Here is a 24,789-nt window from a genome sequence, read left to right as displayed (position 1 = left end):
GAAAATAAAAAGAAATGGGAATCGGGAGGTATGGTATGAATCAGTTAAGAGGAAAGGCAGGAGGGGTGAGGCGGTGCATTGCCTGGCTGCTTATGGTGGCATTGATTACCGGAAATATGTCCCAGTATACACTGGCTGCAGCCAATGGAGCAGATGGGACTGTATTTCACACGGCTACGGGATCTAATGCCCTAAAAGCAACGCCGTCAGCGGCGGTGCAGTTACAGGCAACCCCATCCCAGGCGAAAAAGATTATTGATGTTAAAGTTACGGGGAAATCCATTACGAGGGTCTTAAAAAAGGATGTGGATGACAGACCAGAGCTTAAGGAAGGACTGATCCCATTTAAGGGGGAACAGAAAGACCTGGTCATGGATAAGTTAAATGAAGAACTGGAAGGCAAGACTTTGATCAGACAAAAGAAGACGGGAAAAGCCATGTATCTGGTAGTGGTAGCCCAGTCTCTGGCTGATGATCCATTTTCAGAAACAGACTGGGAGGATGAAGAAGATACTCTGAATCATGTGGAAGTCATTGGAGTAAACGGGTATACGGACAGAGAGTGCCAGTTTCAGCTTCAGATCACAGGGGAAGATCTGGTGGTGAATCAGGCTTCGGTGGAGGAATATGCAGTGGTAGGTGAAACAATTTCCCCTGAATCCGATCAAGAGGCGACCCCATCCCAGATATTGCAGGCAGCGGCTTATTTTGACTCTTCCAGCCTGGTATCCCTTGGAGAAGCAAGGCTGTTAGACGGGCAGGAACGGGAAGCTCTGATGGGAATGGATACAAAGGATTCCTATGAGTTAAATGTCAAAAGCCTTGGCATGACTGCTTTAATTTCACAAATAAGTGCAGAGAAAAATCGAACCCCTTATGAGACGGCTCTTATGTATTATGGACCTGAAGCAGAAGAAAAAAAAGAAGTGGTGGAACTACGGCTGACCCAAAGCAGAACAGGAACCATAAAAGCAGGAGAATTTTATCATTATACATTAACATATACCATGCAGACAGCGCCTCTTTATGAATACGCCTCAGGAGGGAAACTTCCTTTATTTGACCGTTATAAGGATGCCAGAATTGAGTTTACCGTTCCGGAGGGGGTTCAGCTTGAGGAACAGGAAGGAAAGGTAAAACGAATTTCCTCACAGGGAGGAGAGAACGTTTATGAAATTCATGTAGGAGATGAAGACAGCTCCATTCTTCCCGGAAAGCTTGGGAGCATTACGTTAAATGCGTGGATTGATGGAAATGGGCAGAGGGCAGCGGGAGAGGTCTTTGAATTATCCCAGGAAAGTGCAGTCTTTTATGCCAGTATATCTGTGGCGGACCGGACCATTCCAGATCAGGTAATATATTCTGACGATATTAAGACCGTGACCACAGGGGAACAGCCGGAGGACAGTTTGCTTTCGCTGGTTTCCGATGATGCCTGGTTTATTGAAAAAAAGGTGGTTCCGAATAAGAATTCTTACGTTGTTGAGCGGGATGAGAGTGGGAATCCCAGGTATGTAACGATTACTTATTCCATTGAAGTAGGAATGAAAGGAAGTTTTGGAGATATTTCCAGACAGCCAGGAGGAACCATTTACCAGACTTATGGGCGTACCGGATTTGAAGATGGATCTTTTCAGATCACAGATCACCTGTCCATTGTAACAAAGGATGCGCCGGAAGGCATGAAACCGGTTTCAGTCACTGCAACATGGGGAGATGGAAGCCAGATTCCTGTAGAAGAAAAGGAAGATGGTTCCATAACAATAAAAGATTACAAAACCCAGGGACAGAATGGAGTGGGAAATATCTATGTGTCGGAGCAGGCACCAACCTATAGTTCCTACTATGTAACCGCAAAGTATCCCTATGAGCCATTTCTTTTAAACTATAATGATGCCCGTGTTTCCGACGCTTCTGTATTTACGGTAAAGAACAAGGCACATCTGGAATACAGAATCCTTGGAACGGATTCGTTGAGGACAGATGATTCAGAGGCTGATGTGTCCGTTCATGAAGTCAATAAGCCTGCAGTTATACGGATCAGGAAACAGATTGATGAAGGTGTGGGAGCACCAAAAGACTATAACCGGGCAATGGAAAAAGAATATCCTGGTCTGGCTGAGTTTTTGATCTATTCTTTGGATGAGGAGGGAAAGGAAACTCCTTATACCAATTATACGGTTTTAAATAATGGAAAAGAGAACAAAAGCGGCACAGCCATAGCAGTGAATCCCTCTGCAGAACCTGGGGAGGAAGCGTATGGTACAACGGGTGACAAAGGCTATGTGGAGATCCAGGCAGATCCCGGAATCTATGTAATACGGGAAGGAAAAAAACCTGTAGGAACCGAATATTCAGGGGAAAAGGATATTCAGCTTACCATCAAAGCGGGAGAAAAAAAAGAGATTACTGTGGTGAATGCAGTCATTGGAAAAGGTTCTGTAGAGTTTTATAAGAAAGCCCTTACATGGGAGAGTGGACCGGAACCATATGGACTGAAAGGGGCAGAGTTTACGCTCTATGAAAAAAAGGAAGACGGTTCCCTTATAGAAGTAAAGACAGTGACTTCCGGTGACAAGGGACTGGTTCAGTTTAAACCTGTTACCCCGGGGCAATATGTGGTAAGGGAAAAAAGCGCCAATGGTTATATTCTGGATCTCAATGATTATCCGGTAATGGTGGAAGCAGGAAAGACCTCACAGGTAAAGCCAGGAGACAATGTTCTGGTTAATACGTTAAATCAAGGCAGTGTTCATGTGAAAAAATGGCTGCAAAGCGATTCTGGAACTTATATTCCGATTCCAGAAGCTTATCGGAACAATTTTAATAACAGATTCTGGTTTGAGAAATCCACAGACGGAACGGACTGGAAGCGGGTGGATACCAATAGAGGAAGCACGTTTTCTCTGGGGCAGGACAGTGGTTTTGAAACCATATTACCCGCCTTTACATCGGATAATAAAGCCATATTATACCGTCTGGTGGAAGAACTTCCGGAAGGGTTTCAAGATGGAAATGCCCAGGAGGATGGGTTTTACACAAAAGTGGTGGAAGGGAAAACATATCTGTATAAAGAGTTTCAACTAACCCCTTTGAAAGAGACAAAGCTGGATGTAAAAAATGACAAACAGGGAACTTTAATTCTCCAAAAAGAATCCTGGTCTCCAGAAAATGGCTGGTTAAATAAGAATGGTACGAAAAATGGGCTTCAGTTTCAATTATATTCTTCCGATGAGAATGGAGGAGATATAAGGGCGGAAGTTGGAGGGGAAGTCTTAACTACAGACTGGAGCGGACAGATTCATGCAAATAAGCTTGATGTAAACCGGCAGTATTACTGGCATGAGGTGGATCATTCTTCTTATCTGGAGGCGGAGAATCCGGAGAAGGTAACAAGCCTGGTTGTTGACGGAACATCTTTGCCGGTAATTGGACCGTTTAAAGTCAGTCGGCAGCAGGATACTCTTATAAAGGCTTATAACATTACCCAGAAGGTGCCTTACTGGCTTTACAAATACGATATAGTTGATGAGTATTCCTCGATTTCTGCAAAATTTCAGATAAAAAAATCAGGAGATCCAGGGGAGGGAATTACAGTAGATGTTTCCCGGTATAATGGAACCATGGTTTTGCTTGATCCTGGAACGGTTTATGAAGTAAAAGAAATACAGGCACCGGAAAACTATGTTATGAGTGAGTCATTCGAAATTACCACCCCAGAGGGACCTGTAACCAGAGCTATGATGGAGGAATGGTATGACAAAGGGAAACGGTTAGAAACCAAAATTTATAACAGACCTTATAAAGAAGTTAACATAAAAAAGATTCAGTATCAGGCGGATACAACCCTGTTACGCGATGTACACATACCTTATGAAGTATATCAGGATGGGGCTCAGGGGCTGGAACGGGTGGAAATAAACACCGACAATCATGTTCTTATGTCCAATCAATACGATTTCCTGGCACCAGGGGAATATTACTTTAAAGAAGTAGTGCCGGAGGGAAATATTAATCCCCTGTTCCTTCTTCCGGATCAGAGGGATGGGAAATACGATGGATATAGAATTCTAAATTCTCAGGTTTATTACGGGCCTTTTACGGTGACTGCAGCAGAAAACCAGAACAATAAGAAGATGGATGTTACCATTGACGGAAAATGGACTCCCTTTGAGAATTATCAGAATTCAGGAAGAGTAAAAGTTATAAAAAAGGATGCACTAAGAGGGACTTTTGTAAAAGATGCAGTGCTTGGTATCTTCCGTGAATCAGATTTTAATCCGGAAGACTGGCAGTCCAGTATACAAAATCCAATCCAGGAAAAAAGCACAGAATGGAATGGAGAAGTGGTTTTTGACAGCCCGGATTTAAAGATATTTAATCCGGATGGCAGCAGGATTAAATATGTAATTGCAGAGATTCAGCCACCTTCCGGGTATTTACAGTCCTATGAGGTACTTTCCACAACGCTAAAGGAAGGCGTGATAACTGAAACGGTAAATGGAGAAGCCGGAGCAAAAGCTCTTGTAATTGAAAACGAACCAAAGCTGACTTTGAGAACCCAGAAATACTGGGTGGACGGCTGGAGTGACCAGTTCTATAAAAACCACAGGATACTTGGAAATGTGAAACTGGCTCTTTATAAAGTAAATCCCCAAAACCCCCAGATTGCCGACTATGTAACCACAGAAATCACCAGCCCGTTTGATGGAATGGCGTCATTTACGGATATTAACCGGAACGATATTTATTATGTGGCGGAAGTTCAAGTTCCATCCAGAGAGGAAACAGGGCTTTCTTTTGACCTGAATATGGGAGAAAAAATTCCACTGCCCTTAGAGCAGGGAAATCCTGTATCCGTTATTTCCGTTCAGGATTTGGAAAACCGTTACAATGCGGTGAAATACACAGGAACGGATTTATCCCACACCCCGGATTCTCTGGTTCAGAAAACAGATCCCATCTATAATTACCGTTCCTGGGTTCAGTTTCATATTAAAAAAATCTGTACAGGAGTGTATGCGGATGGTACAAAACATCAGCCAGAGCCGGTAAATGGTGCCAGATTTACGCTTTATAAAATGCTGGAGGATCGTAAAGATCTGTCTTCCATTGAACTGGAGGATTTAAAAGATACAGCCAGATTTGAGCCGGTAGGACAGTATGAAAGCGGCACAAGAATCAATCCGGAAACCGGAGTACGGGCAGATGGAGAGTTTGATACGGCGATTTTAGAGGCTGGAAAGGTATACTGGCTGGTGGAGGAAAAACCGGCGGAAGGATATATCCTGCCGGAGGGTCCTGTAATCTGTGTGGTATTCGTACCAGAAAACCAGGGATATACAGGAAAAGATGGAATACAGCATCCTTATACAAATGGACGGGATAACAAAGCTGTTGAAATTAAAAATATCCACGGAGAGGGATCCGGTGGATTGAGCCGTTATCATTTTCAGATTGCTTTAAATAAGTGGTTGAAAGAGGAAGGTGCTCAGAATAACTTAACTCTTTTAGGGGGAGTCCGATTCCGGATATGGCTGTTGAATCCGGTGACCAAAGAAAAGCTGTTTGCTATTGATGAGGTTGAGACAGGACTTGAGTCTGATAGCAACCATAAAACTGGTTACGGGATTACCCGAATTATCCGTTTCCAGGAGTTAGAGGAACAGATCAAAGCCAATGGGTGGAATCCGGAGGATATCCTGGACCTTGATTCTGCAAAGAATCAGATAAAGGCGACGTTTGCCCTGGAGGAAATTGGAACGCCTTCGAAAGTTAATCTTAATCCGGAACTTCATGAGCTTTCTGTTACAGTGCCAATGGATACGGATTATATTGATGATCAGTATTTCTGGAAAGAGGGCAAGGATGCAAATTACCGTCTGATTAATACTCTTTCTAAGGAATATCCGGTGAAACTGGTAAAGTACGGGTACGAACCAGATTCCAGCACATTTGGAAAAAGTGATGATATTCTCGATGGCATGAATATAGAAAGAACGCCTTTAAATGATGTTAAATTTGGGCTATGGCGCTATATATGGACTGAAGAAGGCTATATCTATGATTATATAGATACTTACACAACAAATTCAGATGGATCGATCAGGATTCCCGGAGGGCTTCCATCAGGGCGGTACCGGATAAAGGAACAGCTTACACCAGAACAGCAGAAATATTATATGACGCTGTATTCTGGAAAAGATGAATGTTTCCGTTACTTTACCGTGGAAAACTCGCCATTGACTGTTTCTGTGTATAACCCGAAAAAACCAGGTCTGGAAATTGAAAAAACAACCTGGAGAGGAAAGGGAAACAAGGAATTTGAGGGAATTATCTTTTCTGTTCGTGATGAAAACGGGCAGGTGCGGACAGCGGAAGTCAAAAAGCAAAAAGACGGAAGATATGTAGCCGTATTAAACGGACTTGACAGTGGACGCTACACCATTGTGAAAGAAGAATTAGACCAGAAAGCTTCCAGTGTGGTAACGGATCAGTATTTTGAACAATCAACAGTTTTGGTTGGTTATCAACCAGAGGTAGAACAGGAACGGGTAACTTTAAAGCCCCTTGATTCCAGTGTAACCCAGCGTGTGGTCAGCCATACGGTTAAAAATCCCCGGCTGACTGATCTGATCATCTATAAAACAGATGGGGAGACGCACAAGACAAACGAAGGGCTAAAGGGAGCTTTGTTTCAGTTGGATTACAGGCCGTTCCGTACTGATCTGGATTTTACTGAGGGCAGGCTTAACCAGGTAAAAGCTCCGGATTATGAAAAACCAGATCAGGGATTTACAAAAATATCAGAATCCTTATCAGATCAGGGAAATGGATCTTACCTCTTAAAGAATTGTGTACCAGGCTGGTACCGTATCACAGAAACAAAAGCCCCGGAAGGTTATACCAGAGATTCCAGCCCCGTGATCGTGGCAGTGACTGGAGAGATGGGAGAAGACGAAAAACAGGCGGAGATTTCCATTGAAAACAGAAAAAAGGCAGAACTGACAGTAACAAAAGTTCTGAATTTCGGAGATGGCTTTAAAGATGATTCTGATCTGGAAGAAAGACTGCCCTCTGAGATTTCGTTTGGTGTGTATACCCGTGTGGACGGTAGCTACAGCCAGGTACTTGGAGAAGACGGGAAACCCGTTCAGATTAAGATTAAGCAGTTTGTAAAAGCAGACGGTTTTTATAGCGGAAGCAATAAGGTTTTATTGCCTCAGAATCCACCTGGTGGGCGTTATTACCTAAAAGAAACAGAACATCAGGACTGGGCAGTTTCAGCCCAGGATCCTGTTGATAGAGGAGAGCTGCTTGCAGACGGATTTATTGATATTGGAGAAGTCCGGTCTGGCATCCCGATTGGAATAAAGGTAAATAATGTTTACGCAAAAGCAAAAGTCAGAATTACAAAGGTAGACGCTGCAGACCAGGATAAAAAATTGACTGGTGCATCTTTTGATCTGTTTGCAGATCCGGAATTTCACAATCGGGTGGCATCATTTGAAGAAATCCACAAAAGTGGTGTTTATGAGGCTGTGTTTTCCACAAAACTCTATCCGGAAGGAACTTATTATGTAAAAGAACAGCTTGCCCCGGCAGGCTATAGAAGAGAAGAAGCACCTCTTCCAGAAGGCGGTCTTGTTGTCCAGACAGGAAAGACCACGGAAGTTACCCTTAACAATCAAAGCGGTGTGGATTTCTGGATTACCAAATACAGCGGTGCCGGGGAGCAGAAAACGCCAAAATCAGGAATCGCATTTGAACTCTATCATCAGTCTGTTTCCGGGGAATGGAATTATGTTTCCCAAGAGGTTACTGATGAGCATGGAACTATTTCTTTCCTGGGATTGCTGCTTCAGCCAGGGGAGTCTTACGGAGTTTCAGAAGTTGTAGAAAGGCAGCAGGGATTCCCTCTGTACGAAATGGCTGATTTCAAGGGAGAAAAAGGGCCGCTTTCTTCGATAACTGCAGATGGAAAGAAGATTTATGTATTAACTGATGAGACCACTGTTTCACCAGGGGTGTACCGGTTCCAGGCTCACAATCAGGAGGCAGTCCCGCTGACCCTCTTAAAATATGACTGGAGCAGGCAGGAAACACCAGATCCCTCGATAAAGGTCTTAATGAAGGTTACGGATCAGAAAACTGGAAATCAGGTGGGAGAGCCGGTTGAAGTGCCTTATGGCGAGACACAGACCAGCATTTATCTGTTACCTGGAACTTATAAGATTGAGGAAATGGAAGTCTCAGATAATTCTCAGGGGTATATTATTAACCGGGATGACATCAGAACTACTTATGAAAAAGAAGTAACAATTGAAAAGGGAAAAGTCCCCGCACCTGTAGATTTCACCAATATCAGGCAAAAGACAGAAGTGGCACTGGAAAAGACATCTCCAGTAAAATCCATAAAGGATGTATGGTGGAACGATAATCAGGAGGTGACTTATACACTTACGCCTCATGTGACTAACACCATTCCTTTAGATGGATTTACCATCAGAGATACTGGCATTACCATGTTGGATGAGGGGAAAAATGTTTTACCAGAGGCGGATTATAGCTATGAAACGTATTCCATAACCTCGGTTGAGCCAGGGGCATCCACCCAGAAAAACTGGATCAGGGATGGGAAAACAGGTACCATTCTGGCAGATGTCATCTTCTACGATTTTGACGGAAACCAGGCAGGGCGTGTGCACACGGTAAAGGTATCCGGTGACAATCCCATTCCACCAGTAAAACCGGAGGGAAATAAGCCAGTTCAGTCTTTTGAAATCCGTTACCGTGATGATAGTTTAAAAGCATCAACCAAAGAGTCCTATATTCTGGGTCAGGATTTTACTCCTGGAAAAGTCGGGGTAACTGTGAAGTTAAAGAAACAGGATGCCAAACTGGCAGATGGTTCTTATAAAGAAGAAATCAAATACATTCGGAACAATGCAGAGGTTTTGGAGACTTACCGGAAATGGGATCGGACTGGTACCTTAATCCAGAAGGCAGAAACATTAAAGGCAGAGGCAGTTGCTGATATTTTGGTAGTACAAAGCCAGGCGCCAGTTATTTCTGCCCAAAAGCACGTAACACCGGTAAAGAAAGTTCAGCCTGGTGATACACTGAAATACACCCTGACTGTAAAAAATGAAACAAAAAGCCAGGATCCATCCATTGTACCTATGAAAGATCCCGTAATGATTGATGAGCTTCCAGATGGAATTACCGTATCAGGAATATCCCAGGGAGAAAACAGAATCTTGAAAGCGGTCCGTATTATCAGCGGACCAAAGGATATGGAACTGGTAAAAACCATAAAAAGAGTAGACCCGTTAACCGGGCGGGAAACGTTATTTCTTTTGCTGAATGGGGAGTTAAAACGCAATGAAGAAGTAACCGTAGAAGTGGAGGCACAGGTTGGCGGAAATATTGTTAGTTACGGAAAAAATATCTTAAATAAATTATTTGTAACCAGCAATGTGCTTCAGCCTCCATTTGCTCTGAATAAAACCGGTGCCTCCTTTATGATTGAGACGAAAACCGGCAATCAGTGGCCCAGTCCGGATCTGCCTTCCGAAGTGGTTTTGCCAGATGAAACATATAGAAACTACGGATATGTTTCAGATTCCGCAGAAAACTACATGGAGACAGATAATGGACTTCTCCTGTATAAAGAAGTAAAAGGAAATTTAGATACCCGGTATGTCTCCGGAACAACGGTAGGCAGAGTAGCCAAAACGGCTGGAGGGGAACAGGATCCCCAACGGGATGGCTCGGTGCAGTATCGATTGACCATAAGCAATGATTCCACCACCAACTACATTACAAAGCTGCAGCTTATGGATATTCTTCCTGCAAAAAGGGATTTAAACGCAGACGGCAATCATCGTCTCAGTGATTATCCGATTTCCTTTGATCAGATTGAGTCCATGACCATTGAACACATCAGCAGTGAAGAAACAGAAAGAAAAAGGGAGGATTTTGCCTATAAGATCAGTTATTCTAGTCAGAACTTTGATCGGATTGATGCCGTAAAAGCCGCTAAAGCAGGGGTTCTGAATGACAACAGCAACGGTTTTTGGACTGACAGCAGTGAGGATGCCACTGCCTTTCGAATCCAGATTACAGACCCCGGGTTTCATCTTGCACCAGGGGAAAATCTGGTGATTACCTATAAAGCAAACGTTTCCTATACAACAGCAGAAGAGCTTGATGAAGCCGCTTACGGATATGCAGTCAATGATTTTGCAGTTACCTATAGTTATCAGGAAGGAATGTCCGGGGTGGAAATTCCAACTGGCCAGCTTCAGAACAGTAACTGCCCCCAGGTTCTTTTGGTTCCGGAAGAGGCAGCCGTATCCGGTCGTTTCTTCATTGATGAAGACAACAGCGGCATTCAAAAGGGCAATCCGGCAGAAGATCATTTTCTGACCGATCTTCGTCCTGTGCTTGAGTCTGGTTATTTCCATGCAGGATTATTGAAGTATGGAAAAGACGGAGCGGAAGAGGTAACAGGGGCCATTGATAATCGTGGCAGGTTTACATTCCAGGGTCTGACACCGGCAAAACCATTTGGAATTGCTGGAAATAATTTTACCAAAGAACAGGAAGATCGCTGGTATCAGGGATCGTCTCTCGATGTGACCAAATTAAAAGGGGAACACCCTGCTCATTATCAGATCTTTGTGAATACAAAAAACATGCCCAAGGGATATGAAGATCTGGTTTTAAAACTGGCAAAGCCATATCAAACGGCGGCAGGAGAGAATGAAACACCAGGAAGGTCCAGACTTCCCCAGACCTTAAAGCCAGGGGGAATCAACTATGAAGAAAGCCTTGATAGTAATTTTATGGAAAAGAAAAACGGTTATTTTTCCGAAGATTTCTTCCTGTGGTCTACATCAGGCGATTATGATACCACAAAGGACATTGGTTTTGTTCCCTATCGTTCCGTAACGGTTAAGAAGACCGATCAGGAGCACAATCCGGTAGAAGGAGTGCACTTTACCATATACGGTCCATTTACCAATGAAGAAATAGAAACACTGAAAACGTCACCGGTTACAGATCCTTCTGTACTTTCCTCTCCTGCAGCAGCAGGAACCACGGTTATAAAGAACGGAGAGGCACTGTGGGAGGCTGGAGAACTACTCTATTACAGAAATTATATTATTGCAGAAGATGGTGCTCCTGCAGGATATGAGATGGAGCAAGCCGGATCTTCCGATATGGAACCCATGGATTCTTATGAAGTAAAAGGACAGAAGGCATGGATTTTAAAAAGTAAGGAGTTTCAGGTCGCAGCAGATCCTGTTTCAAGCACCGTTACTGTGGTGAATAATTATGGAACTGGTTCCCTGAGCTTTGATAAAGTGGACCAGGATACAGGAAAAATACTTTCCTCTGCCAGATTTTCACTGACAAAAGAGAAGGCAGAGCTTGACAACGCATTTTTAAGTTTTATGTCAGACTTAAGAAACAAATCAGAACAAGAGTTAAGAACCATGGGAATTACGGATTTGAAGCTGTCGGAAACTAGTGTGGAGTTTGAACTGGTAACCGGTCATGTGGAAATTCCCGGGATACCTTATGGAACCTATCAGTTAAAGGAGGAGAAGGCACCTGACGGATATTTAAGCCTCAATGGAAGCAGGGAATACTTCTTTACCCTGTCAGAAAATCAGAAAACGGCTGTACTGGGTAATAACAACGTCATCGAAAACCAACGGGCAGAGTTTGAAATCAGACTTCAAAAATCGGATAATCTGGGACGCAGTATAGAAGGGATGCAGTTCCAAATCCTGGGACCTGGAAAATATGACAGTACAGGGTTCTTATCTGCCTTTGGCATAGAGCGGTTTCAGAAAGAGGTGGATTCAGGACGTGGAGTATTTTCAACAGATCACAATGGATTGATCCGCCTGGGATTAAAACATGGAGATTATGAGATACGGGAAGTTCCAAACGATCAATATGATCCCATAGAGCCTTTTTATATCCGTGTAAAGCAAAATGGCACGCTTGAAATATTAAAAGCACCAGAACAATTGGTCCAGATATCGGCGCGGCAGCCGGTTACCCTGATTGTAACCAATCAGATCAGTACAGGAACGCTGGAGTTAGAAAAGGTTGACAGTGAGAATAAGACCTTAAGGCTTGACGGGGCAGAATTTACTCTGACCAATCTGACCACCCTGGTGCCGGGAGCCTGGGAACAATACCGGGCGGAAGTTGCTGGACTTGGAGCATCATGGAATGAGCAGCAGGTGAAAGGAGACACCATAACCTTTGTCCTTCATGAAAAAGGTATTATTGAGAACCTTCCCTTTGGTACCTACCGTCTGACGGAAATAAAGGCACCGGGGGGCTACATTCTGGGAACAGATCCGTGGACCAGAGAATTTACCATAGAAAAAGGACACAAGGAGGTGCGCTACACCAATTCCCGGTTGTTTGAAAAAACAGAAGGAGCTATTAAAAATAAGCCTTCCACCTTGACTCTAATAAAAACAAACGCAGTTTATGCAGATCAGAGACTAAAGGGAGCAGAATTTATTCTGAAAGCTTCGGATGGAAGGTATGCCCGTTTTGAGCGTGGGTCTTTTGCCGGATATACAGCGGAAGAAGGGGCTGCCACCACTCTTGTAACTGGAGAAGATGGTCAGATACTGTTAAAGAGAATTCCAAAAGATACTTATACGTTTATTGAGACAAAAGCTCCAGCCGGTTATTCCATTAATACCAATATTCCGCCATTGACATTAGACGGAATCCATGCTTTTGTTATCACCATTCAGGATGAGCGGCTTCCTGGAGGCGGCGGAGGTGGAGGCAGCTCAGACGGTCCGTCACCGGATAACCCGTTAGTTACCATTATTCCTGATCCGGTTCCCCTTTCGGATCTTCCAGGGAGTATGCCTGAGGATCTGATTGTGATCGAAGATGGGGCAGTTCCCCTTGCCGGACTCCCAAAAACAGGAGAGAATAGGAAAAATGCAGGAGAGGTGTTCATCGCTCTTTCAGGGCTTATGGCAATTCTTTCAGGAATACTTATGAAAAAGAAAAGGAAATACGAATAAAATAAAATAAAACCCATTATTGACTTTATTAAATGAACTTGCTATAATTTTTTACAAGCAGTGATCAGGCAAAGGGGCCGGAACTTCATAAGTTCTGGTCCCTTTTTGCCATTTTTTAAAAACTTAATTTAATAAAGCTGTTTGAGCATATTATAATCCAAGGAGGAAAGAAAATTATGTCATACGTGGATGAGGTTTATGACAGAGTCGTAAAACAGAACCCGGGAGAAACAGAATTCCATCAGGCGGTGAAAGAAGTACTTGATTCCCTGAAGCTGGTGATTGAAGCAAATGAGGCGAAATACCGTAAGCTTGGTCTTTTGGAGCGCCTTGTGGAGCCAGAGAGAATTATCTCCTTCCGTGTACCCTGGGTTGATGATCAGGGTAATGTTCAGGTGAATAAGGGATACCGTGTACAGTTTAACAGTGCGATCGGACCTTATAAAGGAGGTCTTCGCCTTCATCCATCCGTAAATCAGGGCATTTTGAAATTCCTTGGTTTTGAACAGGTATTTAAAAACTCCTTAACCGGGCTTCCAATCGGCGGCGGAAAAGGTGGTTCCAACTTTGATCCAAAAGGAAAATCAGACCGTGAAGTAATGGCATTCTGCCAGAGTTTTATGACCGAACTATCCAAATACATTGGTGCAGACCAGGATGTTCCTGCCGGAGATATCGGCGTAGGAGCCAGAGAGATCGGATTTTTATACGGACAGTATAAGAGACTGACTGGTTTATATGAAGGGGTACTCACCGGAAAGGGACTGAATTTTGGCGGATCTCTGGTTCGTACTCAGGCTACCGGTTATGGTCTTGTTTATATTCTTGATGAGATGCTCAAACACAACGGCAAAGAATTAAGCGGAAAGAACATCGTAATCTCCGGCTCCGGAAACGTTGCCATCTATGCAGCAGAGAAGGCCATACAGTTTGGAGCTAATGTAATTGCATTAAGCGATTCCAGCGGCTATATCTATGATCAGGCAGGCATTCAGCTTGATGTGGTAAAAGAGATTAAGGAAGTACGCAGAGGACGTATCAAGGAGTATGTGGATATCGTGAAGTCTGCTGTTTATACAGAAGGAAAGGGAATCTGGACCACTCCTTGTGACATTGCACTTCCTTGTGCAACCCAGAATGAATTAAACTTAGAGGATGCAAAGGCATTAAAGGAACATGGCTGTTTTGCAGTTGCAGAAGGTGCCAATATGCCTTCCACCAGAGAAGCTACTGATTTCTTCCTTGCCAATGATATGATCTTTATGCCAGGAAAAGCAGCAAATGCAGGCGGCGTGGCAACTTCCGCACTGGAGATGTCCCAGAACAGCCAGAGACTTTCCTGGACCTTTGAAGAAGTAGATGAAAAACTTCACGGAATTATGGTTAACATCTATAAAAAGGCAGCAGACGCAGCAGAGCGTTACGGCGTAGCCGGAAACTATGTGGCTGGTGCCAATATCGCAGGTTTTGAAAAAGTTGTGGATGCCATGATTGCCCAGGGAATCGTATAATACAGGCGTTTCACAAAAATTTTACTGGTATTGTCAGTGGTTTTGTTATATAATAAGCGATAAGACTTGAGGCGGAGTGTTCTTCGCCTTATTGTTTTCCTGAAATTCATCTTAGAAAACAGAAAGCAGGTGATGATTCTATGCACAAATTCCTGAGAACCATTGGTTTTAGTTTATACCAGAAGGACAGGGACATAGAGAAACTGTTGGATCAGTTCTGTGAGGACTTATCCGGTTTAAAACGGATTCAGATTGATGAAGAATCCAATCTTTGTGAACTTCGCAAGGAGGTAGCACCAGGAATGGGGGTTGCCATCTTTGGAGAGATGGACCTGGAAGGAAAGTTCCAGAGAAGCTATTATTATCCTTATTTGAACACCATTGACGTGACATCAGATGTTCCCTGTACCATTCAGCGTCATACCGAACGGGAGACTTATGCAGGTCTTTTAGATGAATATAAGGTTGGGATTTCCCTGATCTTTTATATAGACAATTCCTTTGAATGCAGAGAGCGTTTCATAGATCATCATTCTATGGATACAAGGGATGCATGCCTGTCAGGGCTTTCTGTGGAAGGGAAGATTCTTCTTCCTATACAGAAATCCGATAAGCAGAGAGAGAATGCCAGAGTTGCCGCCAAAGACCGTAACACCCTTTTGGAAGCGGCAAAGAACGGTGATGAAGATGCCATGGAGACTTTGACCATTGAAGACATTGATTTATATTCTCAGGCCTCCAGAAGAGCCATGAAGGAAGACCTGTATTCCATTATTGATTCCTGCTTCATGCCCTGTGGTGTGGAGTGTGACCAGTATTCCATCATTGGCGAGATTTTAAAGATTGATGAGAAGAAGAACCAGATCACCGATGAAGAAGTTTATGATTTTACGTTAGAGTGCAGTGACTTAATCTTTCATGTAGCCATTGCAAAAAAGGATCTGACGGGAGTCCCGGAGGTTGGACGCAGATTTAAGGGAGAGATCTGGATGCAGGGAACTGTGAATTTTAAAGAGAAAGCAGAATAATGGAAGTTATGTCTTGACGAAAGGCATAATAATGAATATAATAATGATTGCACTGTGTTACAACAATTATTGTAACACAGCAATGTTTCCGTAGCTCAGCTGGATAGAGCGACCGCCTCCTAAGCGGTAGGCCGGGTGTTCAAATCACCTCGGGAACGTTAAAAAAGAATGCCGAACTCCTTGGTTTGCAAAGGGGGCGGCATTTTTTGTGTCAAAAAACACACCCCTGCTATACAGGGGAGAACAATAATAATTGTGGCACAAAGACCCAATACGATTGAAAAAGCCACTACAAAAATATACTTATGAGGAGAAGTGTTACATCCTTTTGAGATTCCTTTCATTGCATGGCTGGTTTTACTCCGAAGAGAGCGATGCAGAAAGCGGCTTGAGGATTCTGGCATTTCTACCGATGAATTCAACTCAATTATGGAGAAAAAACAAGTTCTGAAAACTCATTGATTCAATCTACGCGTTCCACTTAGCAGTATATTTGCTCCAAACTCAGTTTTCGTAGCCTGCTACGCGTCTTCATCTGGAACAAACCTCCCACGAAGTATAGCGAGCTTCTTGAAACAAGCAGTTTTCAGACATGCCCAGGCTCCCACAAAATAATAAGGGAATATTGGTTTAAAAATTGTAAAATCAGGTTACTGCTCTATTCATGAATAGCAAAGGGAATGAATTGCCTTGCTCATCATATTCTGTGCGTTTGGATACGGAGAACCCCATATGCTGATAAAATCCAACTGCTTGCGGATTTTGTTCATTTACACAAACCTCATTGACAGAATGTTTTTCTATAGCATACTCTACTAAATGCTTTCCAACTCCCCTGCCTCTTTCCTCTGGGACTATAAACAACATTTCTAATTTTGTGTCTGCGATTCCCATGAATCCAACAACGTCATAGTCTGTGTTTTGGATAACAATTAAATGAGGAACTTGCAGCAATGCGTTTGGAATGCATTTAGAAATTTTCTGAATGTCTTCCTCTGAAAGGAATGAATGCGTTGCTCGTACTGAATGCTCCCAAATATGAAGCAGGCACTTTATTATGTCATTAGAACGCTCTTCAATTTCTTTAACGGTCATTTTCTCACCTTTGCTAATGTTTTATAATCATTTTCATACATCAAAAGATTTGTTCTAATTAAAAAATTCATCCAGAATTACGCAGGATTCCTCTGGAACAGAAAGCCATCTGCTGATGGTTCGTATTCCATTTGTAATGTCTGCCTTGGAAGAAACAATATGGAGGCAGCTTCCTTCCATAATACAATTATAATGCTCCGGTGGAATCTGTCTCTTTAACTCATTCAGTTCTTCTTCTCTCCACAACCGGCTGGAGGGCTTTTCCAAAGTGAATTTATAAACCATAGCTTTTTCTTCAGAAATTCTTAGACGGCATCCGTATTTTGCCTCCATATGTTCCAGAACAGGAGTCAGGGAAGAATCCGTAAAACGATATTCTTCTTTAAACGGCTGTCTTCTTCTTCTGTTGAGAAAAATATGTGCACCGCCGGAAAAAATCCCTCCTGTGCACAATGGAAGTATGTTGTGAAAATGCCTGCTGGCTTCCTGGTGCGAAAGGGAGGTTATGATAAAAAGAGGGGCAGTCTCCCTGTTCCTTTTTAAGGCAGATAAAAGAACAGAAGTCTCCCCCTTAAGTTCTTTGTAAGGAACATTGTCTCCATAAAAAAAGAACGCTTTGGGTTTCCATGGGATACGGAATAAAGGAAAACGTCCAAAATATTCATCAGCTTCTTTCAAGAAGAAAGGGTCAATGGTTTCAAATTCAGCCTGATCATCTGGAGCGTAAGGCAGACCACGGTCTGCAGGGGCAATCCATAGATAGATATCAGCGGGAAGGCAGGTGCGGAGTTCCTTTATAAGATTCAGATTCTCAGGCAGTCCGTAGACACATACAGAGAAAGAGATATTTTCCTTTATTAGTTTCTGGCACTGACTTAAAAATTTACTTAAAGTGAGATGTTCCGGTTGAAAAATGGCACAAAGCCGAAGTTTCTCCTTTTGCCCGCCTTCCATATCAAAGAGCTTTAGTCCTTTTCCAATGGAAACACTGAGATCAGTCTGAAGTCCCACGGCACCAATGGATTCCAGCTTACTGATCTGTGCCATGCCGGTCCAGTAATAAGGTTTTGAGAGAGCCTTGTTCTCGGGGAGTATAAAAACGGATTCCGTGTCCTGATCCGGTATACGGCAGATAAAGTGCTCAAACTTTTTCTGGTCTTCAGCAAAATCCGGTTTGGAACCAGCAGAACCATGATAGAAAATCATCTTCGCGGCCATCAGGTGTGATTCCTCCTTGTCTTACAACATTCAAAGCATTGTAAAATTTATCTTCTGTTTGTGTGAGTGCACATTTATTCCAAATAGGTACACCCTGAATTTATGATAGCATATTAAAGATTGGATTCCTAGTGAAAAATAAAACAATCAGGAGATTTTGTTTCTTATGGAGGAATGGCGGAATATCCATGTTCAAATACCATGAAATGAGTTATAATAGAAAAATACAGTTGGAATTGGCTGGTAATTGAGTTATAAAGGAAAGGCGGATAGGTTATATGACTGGTAAAAAGGTAGTTGCAGCAGTTCTTGCCGGAATGTTGGCGGCGGGTCTGTTTTCTGCTCCGGCAATGGCAGCTTCCAGGAAAAAGATCATGGAAGTGAAGATGAATGTCACAGCCCAGATTAATCCCGGAGAATCCATTGCAGGACAACAGGCAGAAGTTACGGTGGACAACAGCAGGGTTTATCTGGGAGACTGTGTGTTTATAAATGACGGGTTTCAGTGGAGTGAGGGAGATGTTCCCAGACTGGAAGTGAAGCTTTATGCAGAAGATGGATATTATTTCGCAACCAATGAAAGTGGCATTCTGGTGAAAGGCGCCACTTACATAAAGCAGAGAAGGGCAGATTTAAGCAGGACTTTGACCGTAACGGTTGAGTTTCCCAAGTTAGGTGAGTCAGGGGCGTCCGCTCAGACGTCTACCGGAAAAGAAGCACCAGGCGTCTGGATGAAAAATGAGACTGGCTGGTGGTATGCGTACCGGAACGGAGGTTATGCCGCAAACCGGTGGGAAAGCATCGGTGAGAAATGGTACTTTTTTGAAGAAAGTGGTTATATGGCGACCGGCTGGGTAGACTGGAACGGAAAACAGTATTACTGTGATCCGGAGGACGGACATATGCTGGCAGGTACGACTGCACCAAACGGGTCTGTGGTTGGCAGCGATGGTGCAAAGATTTCATAAGCAATTGACGGATAAAATGGGGCTGCATCTGTTTGCAGCCTGTATTTTTAAGAATGGAAGAACTGGTGTTCACCAGAAAAATACTTGTAGGATGAGAGATTCTATCATATAATAGCACGAAGGAGCAAATCGGAATGAGAGAAACGATGGCAGTAAGATTTTACAAACGCATGGCTTTGACCATGGTTTTGATTATGGCTCTGGTTTTGACTGGATGCGCAGGATTACCATCAGCAACGGGACCAGGCTCAGTGGAGCATTCTAAGGCAGCAGTCGGTTCAGATTTAAAGGTACACTTCATTGATGTAGGGCAGGGAGACAGTACCCTGATTGAGAAGGACGGACATTTTATGCTGATTGATGCCGGGGAACGGGATCAGGGACAGGGAGTTGTGTCTTACTTGAAAAAACAGGGGGTAGGGAAGCTTGATTATGTCATTGGAACCCATCCCCACTCCGATCACATTGGAGGGCTTGAAACGGTTATAAAGGCATTTGACGTAAAAAAAGTTATCATGCCGGAGAAAGCCCATACCACGAAGCAGTATGAACGTCTTTTGGATGCCATTGAAGAGAAGGGGCTTAAGATTACCCTTCCAGAGCCAGGAACCAGCTATGAGTTGGGAGAGGCAGCCTTTCAGATCATAGCACCGAACGGGAAATACGGCAATGAACTGAATAACTGGTCTGTAGGAATTCGTCTTGATTACGGAAAAAACAGCTTTGTCCTGTGCGGAGATGCGGAGAAGAAGGCTGAAAGCGACATGTTAGCCAATGGGCTTTCTCTAAAGGCTGATGTGCTGAAGCTATCCCATCATGGAAGCAGCACTTCCTCCTCCAGAGAGTTTATCCAACGGGTTAACCCGAAGTATGCCATTGTTTCCTCCGGGAAGAATAACGATTACGGACATCCCCATAAGGAAGTTCTGGAATTGATGAAAGAAAAGAACATACAGGTCTTTCGAACCGATCAGCTTGGAACCATTGTGGCAGTTAGTGATGGAACAGAGATTACATTTCCAGGAATAAAGGGCGGAGCAGAATCCTCAGAAGAAGTACCATCTGAGACGGTACCTGAGACTGGCAGTGAAGGGAAAGAGGGAGAGCGTGTTACTCAGGAACAGGAGTATGTGATTAATACAAAGACCCACAAGTTCCATCGTCCCTCATGCAGTTCTGTGAGCTCCATAAAGGCAGAGAACCGCAGTACATTTAACGGCAGCAGGGAGAAACTGGTTGAAGATGGGTATGATGCCTGTAAAATCTGTAAGCCATAAGACAAAGGCATGGAAGGAGACGTTATGAGATATACCATAGACCGGATAAGCGGAGGAATCGCTGTCTGTGAGGACGAGAACGGAGACAGCGTAAAGATAAGTGCTGCAGAGCTTCCAAAAGACGCCAGGGAAGGGGATTTGATTCTCCGGAAGGACAATGGCTGGAGCATTGATGCAGATGGAACCAGGGAACGCCAAGAGGCCATGGCCGCGAAGCTAAGAAGACTGATAGAATAAAGGGTTTAATTGATGAAGAATTATATTGTACTGGACCTGGAATGGAACCAGAGTGCAGGAGGAAAAGAAGATACCATTGAGCATTTTCCCTTTGAGATTATAGAGATAGGTGCGGTAAAGCTTGATGAAACGTTTTCAGAAGTATCAGAGTTCAGGCGGCTGATCAAACCGGAAGTTTATAAAGAACTTCATGAGAAGATTCTGGAAGTGACCCATATGGATCAAAAGATTCTTATGAAAGAAGGAATGGATTTTAAACGTGCGTTTCAGGAATTTATGGAATGGTGCGGACAAGACGCCTGTTACTGTACCTGGGGGTCCATGGATCTTACAGAGCTGCAGCGGAATGTCTCTTACTATGGAATTGAGAATCCATTTTCAAAACCTCTTCTTTATTATGACATACAAAAATTATTCAGCCTGCTTTATGGGAACGGGAAAGACCGGGTGTCCCTTGACATTGCTGTCTTAGATATGGGAATTATGGAGGAGCGTCCGTTTCACCGTGCTCTTGATGATGCTCATTATACCGGGCGGATCATGAGCAGAATGGAGTTTGAAAAGGTGAGGGAGTATTGGTCCACGGATTATTACAGACTGCCTCAGAATCGGGAAGAAGAGGTATATCTGGTGTTTCCGGAATATGCCAAATATATATCAAAACCATTTGAGACCAAACAGGATGCGATTGCAGATAAAGTGGTAACGGATTTAATCTGCTGCAAATGCCACCGTATGCTGCGGAAAAAGATCCGGTGGTTTTCTGTGAACCAGAAGTTTTACACGGCCCTTGGCTGCTGTCCGGTACATGGAAACGTAAAAGGCAAGATTCGGATGCGGCGTAATGATGATGGCCAGGTTTATGTGGTGAAGACCATGAAACTGATTGGTGAAGATGAGATTGATGAAATATATGAGAAGAAAGAAGAATCAAGAAAAAAGCGTGTAGAAAAAACGAAAGTCCGAAAACAGAATAAGAAGAAGGGGGCACAGCCCCTTTCTTAAATTTCACTTTCCTTCATACGGTATCCCACACCGATCTCGGTGAATATGTATCTGGGCTCTGCCGGATTGACTTCAATCTTACGGCGGATATGTGCCATATTAACCCGGAGGATCTGGTTGTTATTGTCCGCATACGGTCCCCATATATGGCTGATGATGTAGTCGTAAGTCAGAACCTTTCCGGAGTTTTCGGCTAAAAGAGATACCAGCTTATATTCAATCTGAGTCAGGTGAATCTTATGGTCGTGAAGAGTTACAAGACGTCTGGCAAAGTCAATAACCAGCCCTTCACTGCGGTAGGGAGTCTGTATCACGTATCCATCAACCGCTTTTACCGTAGGCTTACCATGGCGCAGTGCAGTACGGATTCTGGCTAAAAGCTCACTGGTGCCAAATGGCTTGGTAATATAATCATCTGCACCATAGTCCAGGGCAGCCACCTTTTCCTGCTCCTGGGTTCTTGCTGATATGACGATAATGGGAATCGTTGTCCAGCTTCTGACACTCTTTATGATATCAATTCCATCAAGGTCTGGCAGCCCCAAATCCAGTAGGATCACATCCGGGCACAGGGTGTTAATCAGTGCAAGACCGTCTCTGCCGTTGCAGGCGGTGTTGACTTTATAATCCTGCCTCTCCAATGCGCTTTCTATGAAATTACAAATATTCTTTTCATCCTCAATCATCACGATTGTAAACTTACTCATAAATATCCTCCCCTAATGGTAATGTAAACGTAAAAACAGCTCCATGCTCTTTGTTGGAAGCGGTAATTCTTCCGTTATGAGCAGCGATGATGGTCTTACAGATTGAAAGGCCAATTCCCATCCCCTTATGGGAATCATAGCTGTTGTTAGGCAATGAAGTATAACCGTCAAATAAAGTGGATAGTCTCTCCGATGGAAGCCCGATTCCCTGATCACTCACATCAAACCAGGCATATCCATCATGAACAGAGATGGACAGACAGATTGGCTCTGTGGAATTGGAGTGATACACTGCATTTTCAAGAAGGTTGATAATCACCTGCTCGATTAAGGTAGCATCCATGGGAACCATAATCATCTCGTCAGGAACCTTTACATGGACTGTGGCATTGGGAAGTCTCTTCTTAAAGCGCTGGAGAGCTTCGCTGACCACTTCCTCAAGCGGCTCCATCTGCTTTGTTACATGTGCACCTGTATCCCGTATTCTTGTAACACTAAGGAGATTCTCCACCATGTTCAGCAGCCAGTTGGCATCCTCTTTGATGTTGGATACCAGACTGGTTTTTTCATCTTCCGACATGCTGGTTTCATTATCAAGATAAGCACTGCTGGCACCGATAATTCCCGTAAGAGGGGTTCTAAGGTCATGGGAAATAGCCCTTAAAAGGTTGGCTCTCATGGTTTCTTTCTCTGCTTCCATGAGAAGCTTTTCCCGTTCGCTTAAAATACGGTTCTGCTGTTTTAAATGAGTGGTGGTAGCACTTGTAATGGTTGAAATAACAAGCAGTGTAATAAAGGTAATGGAATACCCGATTCCGGTAAGCTTAAATTCCATGTAGGGGTAAGTAAAGATATAGTTGACACAGATAATACTGATAAATGATGCAACTAACCCCGGAATATAGCCATTGGAAAAGCGGGAGATTAAAACCACTGCCATGATATAAACCATTCCCACGTTATTGGTAAAACCGCCGAACAGCACAATCATGTAAGAGATAATGGTAGCTGACATCAGAAAGACAAATGTCGTTATCATATTACATGCCAGTTCTTTTTTCGTCGGTAACTTAAAATTCTTCATGTCCTCCCCCTGATAGATTTAACGGAATTTTAGCCAGCCACCCCGCCGGCCTTTCCGTTTTGACGTAAACGAACTGCGTCTTTGTTCTAAGATACTGTTGAATTCATCGACTGAAACCCCGGAATCCTTAAGTCGTTTCATACGTTGTTCTCTTCGAATTATGGAATCTTCCCTGTCTTTGCGTCTTTTGTATAGAAAAAAAGACACAATTGCACCAGTCAGGACCAATATTCCGACTCCTCCAAGGACCAGCCATGCTGCAAGGGGAATCTGAAACGGCCTTAGGGCTTTCTGGCGGTATTCTTCAGAAACACTGGCAGCAGCCTGCCTGGATTTGGGTAATGTTTTTTCTGCGTCTTCTGCAGGAAGTTCTTTCTTCTCCGGGACCTTTAACAAGTCTTTATTAATCTCCAGAAATGTGCTTCCAACCACCCGGTCATTGTAGCGGTAGTTTATTTTGGCAATCGCACCCTCCGGGTCACCAGGAGAAATGTCATAGCTTAACTCCGCCTTTGCATCAGAAAAATCTGCGGTTTTTGGAAGGATAATGCGGCTGTTGGGATCAAGCACCAGTGCTTCCGGCCTTTTAATTGCAAGTCCGCTGAAACTTAAGTCGCTGGTAATGGAACTATAAGTATTTTCATAATCTGCAGCTTTTAAAGAGACAAAATGATCAAAACCAAAGTCCAAAAGGCGTTTGGTATCTGACCAGTAAAGAGGGGTAGACCCTTTTAAAATTACGGTAATCAGTTTCATTCCGTTTTTTTCTGCACATGTAACTAATGTGTTGCCTGCCAGTGTGGTATAGCCTGTCTTACCGCCCACAATACCGGGGTAGTAATAGGGGCTTGATTTTCTCATCATCCGGTGTCCCGGAGAGATAGCGAGTCCCTCTTTGTTGATGGAATTAGGGGGGAGCTTATAATAAGTGGTGGAGTCAATCTCTTCAAAAACCGGATTGTCAAACGCCGCTTTTGTAATTAATGCCATATCATAAGGAGACGTATAATGATCCGGATTATTCAGACCGCTTGGATTGGCAAAATGTGTGTTGGTGCACCCCAGTTCCTTTGCTTTTGCATTCATCATATCCGCAAATGCTTCTGTACTGCCGGCAACATGTTCGGCAAGTGCATTGGCAGATTCATTGGCAGATTTTAAAAGCAAAGCGTAGAGACAGTCTTTTACAGACAGTTTGTCCCCTTCGTTGATTCCGGCATTGCTGCTTCCGGATTCCACATTAAACACTGCATTGCGGGAAAATGTTACGGTCTCGTCCAGTTTGCAGTTTTCAATTACCACAAGGGCTGTCATAACCTTTGTAATACTGGCAGGGAAATACTGGCTGTGAATGTTCTGTCCCCAAAGAACGGTTCCTGTGTCTGCATCCATAACAATAGCCCCCTGTGCATTCACAGACAGATCAGAAGGCCATTGTGCCGCCGCCTGGGCTGTCCCTGCAAAGGAGGATAGAAATAGAAGCATACATAGGGAAAACGTAGATAACCTTTTTGTAAATTGAGTCATATTGGATAATCTCTCCATAAGTTCAAATTCAGTTTCAAACAATTCTCCAGTCT

The 24,789-nt window shown here is 43.5% G+C and carries 12 protein-coding genes and 1 tRNA gene; 8 read left to right on the top strand and 5 right to left on the bottom strand.

Annotated features, from left to right (window positions below):
- Nucleotides 1-35: 35 nt before the first annotated feature.
- The 4 genes from FAY33_RS16730 to FAY33_RS16715 all read left to right on the top strand — a co-directional run bounded on the left by FAY33_RS16730 (nt 36) and on the right by FAY33_RS16715 (nt 15,776).
- A complete protein-coding gene (locus FAY33_RS16730; protein ID WP_143322375.1) occupies nt 36-13,079 on the top strand; it encodes a doubled motif LPXTG anchor domain-containing protein in 13,044 nt (4,347 codons plus the stop codon).
- A gap of 176 nt (nt 13,080-13,255) precedes the next feature.
- The gene (gdhA, locus tag FAY33_RS16725; protein ID WP_143322374.1) at nt 13,256-14,590 is read left to right on the top strand and encodes an NADP-specific glutamate dehydrogenase; all 1,335 of its coding nucleotides are present in this window, start codon (nt 13,256-13,258) and stop codon (nt 14,588-14,590) included.
- A gap of 140 nt (nt 14,591-14,730) precedes the next feature.
- Nucleotides 14,731-15,618: a DUF3881 family protein gene (locus tag FAY33_RS16720; protein ID WP_143322373.1), complete on the top strand. Its 888-nt coding sequence runs from the start codon at nt 14,731-14,733 to the stop codon at nt 15,616-15,618.
- Between the two features lie 84 nt (nt 15,619-15,702).
- Nucleotides 15,703-15,776, top strand: a tRNA-Arg gene (locus FAY33_RS16715).
- A 487-nt stretch (nt 15,777-16,263) separates the two neighbouring features.
- On the opposite strand, the gene FAY33_RS16710 is transcribed toward FAY33_RS16715, so the two are convergent.
- On the bottom strand, nt 16,264-16,713 hold the full coding sequence (locus tag FAY33_RS16710; RefSeq protein WP_143322372.1) for a GNAT family N-acetyltransferase: 450 nt from the start codon (nt 16,711-16,713) through the stop codon (nt 16,264-16,266).
- 54 nt (nt 16,714-16,767) lie between these two features.
- Nucleotides 16,768-17,931: a hypothetical protein gene (locus tag FAY33_RS16705; protein WP_143322371.1), complete on the bottom strand. Its 1,164-nt coding sequence runs from the start codon at nt 17,929-17,931 to the stop codon at nt 16,768-16,770.
- A 278-nt stretch (nt 17,932-18,209) separates the two neighbouring features.
- On the opposite strand from FAY33_RS16705, the gene FAY33_RS16700 reads away from it, so the two are divergent.
- From FAY33_RS16700 to FAY33_RS16685, 4 genes are all read left to right on the top strand, one after another.
- Entirely contained in the window at nt 18,210-18,899 is a 690-nt protein-coding gene (locus tag FAY33_RS16700; protein WP_143322370.1) for a hypothetical protein, read from the top strand.
- Nucleotides 18,900-19,033: 134 nt separating this feature from the next.
- Entirely contained in the window at nt 19,034-20,176 is a 1,143-nt protein-coding gene (locus FAY33_RS16695) for a DNA internalization-related competence protein ComEC/Rec2 (RefSeq protein ID WP_243126812.1), read from the top strand.
- Nucleotides 20,177-20,200: 24 nt separating this feature from the next.
- Complete coding sequence (locus tag FAY33_RS16690; protein ID WP_185967671.1) at nt 20,201-20,413, top strand: DUF3006 domain-containing protein; 213 nt, start codon at nt 20,201-20,203, stop codon at nt 20,411-20,413.
- A gap of 12 nt (nt 20,414-20,425) precedes the next feature.
- Nucleotides 20,426-21,418 carry a 3'-5' exonuclease gene (locus tag FAY33_RS16685; RefSeq protein ID WP_143322368.1) on the top strand — a complete coding sequence of 331 codons (993 nt, stop codon included), beginning with the start codon at nt 20,426-20,428 and terminating at the stop codon, nt 21,416-21,418.
- On the opposite strand, the gene FAY33_RS16680 is transcribed toward FAY33_RS16685, so the two are convergent.
- Genes FAY33_RS16680 through FAY33_RS16670 form a run of 3 tightly spaced genes read right to left on the bottom strand, consistent with a single transcriptional unit; the run spans nt 21,415 to nt 24,736 of the window.
- The gene (locus FAY33_RS16680) at nt 21,415-22,125 is read right to left on the bottom strand and encodes a response regulator (RefSeq protein WP_143322367.1); all 711 of its coding nucleotides are present in this window, start codon (nt 22,123-22,125) and stop codon (nt 21,415-21,417) included. The genes FAY33_RS16685 and FAY33_RS16680 overlap by 4 nt on opposite strands.
- Nucleotides 22,118-23,209: an ATP-binding protein gene (locus tag FAY33_RS16675; RefSeq protein WP_143322366.1), complete on the bottom strand. Its 1,092-nt coding sequence runs from the start codon at nt 23,207-23,209 to the stop codon at nt 22,118-22,120. Before FAY33_RS16675 ends, FAY33_RS16680 begins: the two co-directional genes overlap by 8 nt.
- A gap of 18 nt (nt 23,210-23,227) precedes the next feature.
- Nucleotides 23,228-24,736 carry a D-alanyl-D-alanine carboxypeptidase family protein gene (locus FAY33_RS16670; protein WP_143322365.1) on the bottom strand — a complete coding sequence of 503 codons (1,509 nt, stop codon included), beginning with the start codon at nt 24,734-24,736 and terminating at the stop codon, nt 23,228-23,230.
- Nucleotides 24,737-24,789 lie beyond the last annotated feature (53 nt).

The sequence above is a fragment of the Clostridium sp. HBUAS56010 genome (assembly GCF_007115105.1).
Classification (GTDB): domain Bacteria; phylum Bacillota; class Clostridia; order Lachnospirales; family Lachnospiraceae; genus Lacrimispora.
This window is presented reverse-complemented; position numbering and strand designations above follow the sequence as displayed.

Bases quoted from the DNA above. Each gene is read 5' to 3' on its own strand.
- FAY33_RS16700 (WP_143322370.1), top strand. From the start codon at position 18,210: ATGACTGGTAAAAAGGTAGTTGCAGCAGTTCTTGCCGGAATGTTGGCG.
- FAY33_RS16710 (WP_143322372.1), bottom strand. From the start codon at position 16,713: ATGACCGTTAAAGAAATTGAAGAGCGTTCTAATGACATAATAAAGTGC.
- FAY33_RS16680 (WP_143322367.1), bottom strand. From the start codon at position 22,125: ATGAGTAAGTTTACAATCGTGATGATTGAGGATGAAAAGAATATTTGT.
- FAY33_RS16720 (WP_143322373.1), top strand. From the start codon at position 14,731: ATGCACAAATTCCTGAGAACCATTGGTTTTAGTTTATACCAGAAGGAC.
- FAY33_RS16670 (WP_143322365.1), bottom strand. From the start codon at position 24,736: ATGACTCAATTTACAAAAAGGTTATCTACGTTTTCCCTATGTATGCTT.
- FAY33_RS16675 (WP_143322366.1), bottom strand. From the start codon at position 23,209: ATGAAGAATTTTAAGTTACCGACGAAAAAAGAACTGGCATGTAATATG.
- FAY33_RS16685 (WP_143322368.1), top strand. From the start codon at position 20,426: ATGAAGAATTATATTGTACTGGACCTGGAATGGAACCAGAGTGCAGGA.
- FAY33_RS16690 (WP_185967671.1), top strand. From the start codon at position 20,201: ATGAGATATACCATAGACCGGATAAGCGGAGGAATCGCTGTCTGTGAG.
- FAY33_RS16705 (WP_143322371.1), bottom strand. From the start codon at position 17,931: ATGGCCGCGAAGATGATTTTCTATCATGGTTCTGCTGGTTCCAAACCG.
- gdhA (WP_143322374.1), top strand. From the start codon at position 13,256: ATGTCATACGTGGATGAGGTTTATGACAGAGTCGTAAAACAGAACCCG.
- FAY33_RS16695 (WP_243126812.1), top strand. From the start codon at position 19,034: ATGAGAGAAACGATGGCAGTAAGATTTTACAAACGCATGGCTTTGACC.
- FAY33_RS16730 (WP_143322375.1), top strand. From the start codon at position 36: ATGAATCAGTTAAGAGGAAAGGCAGGAGGGGTGAGGCGGTGCATTGCC.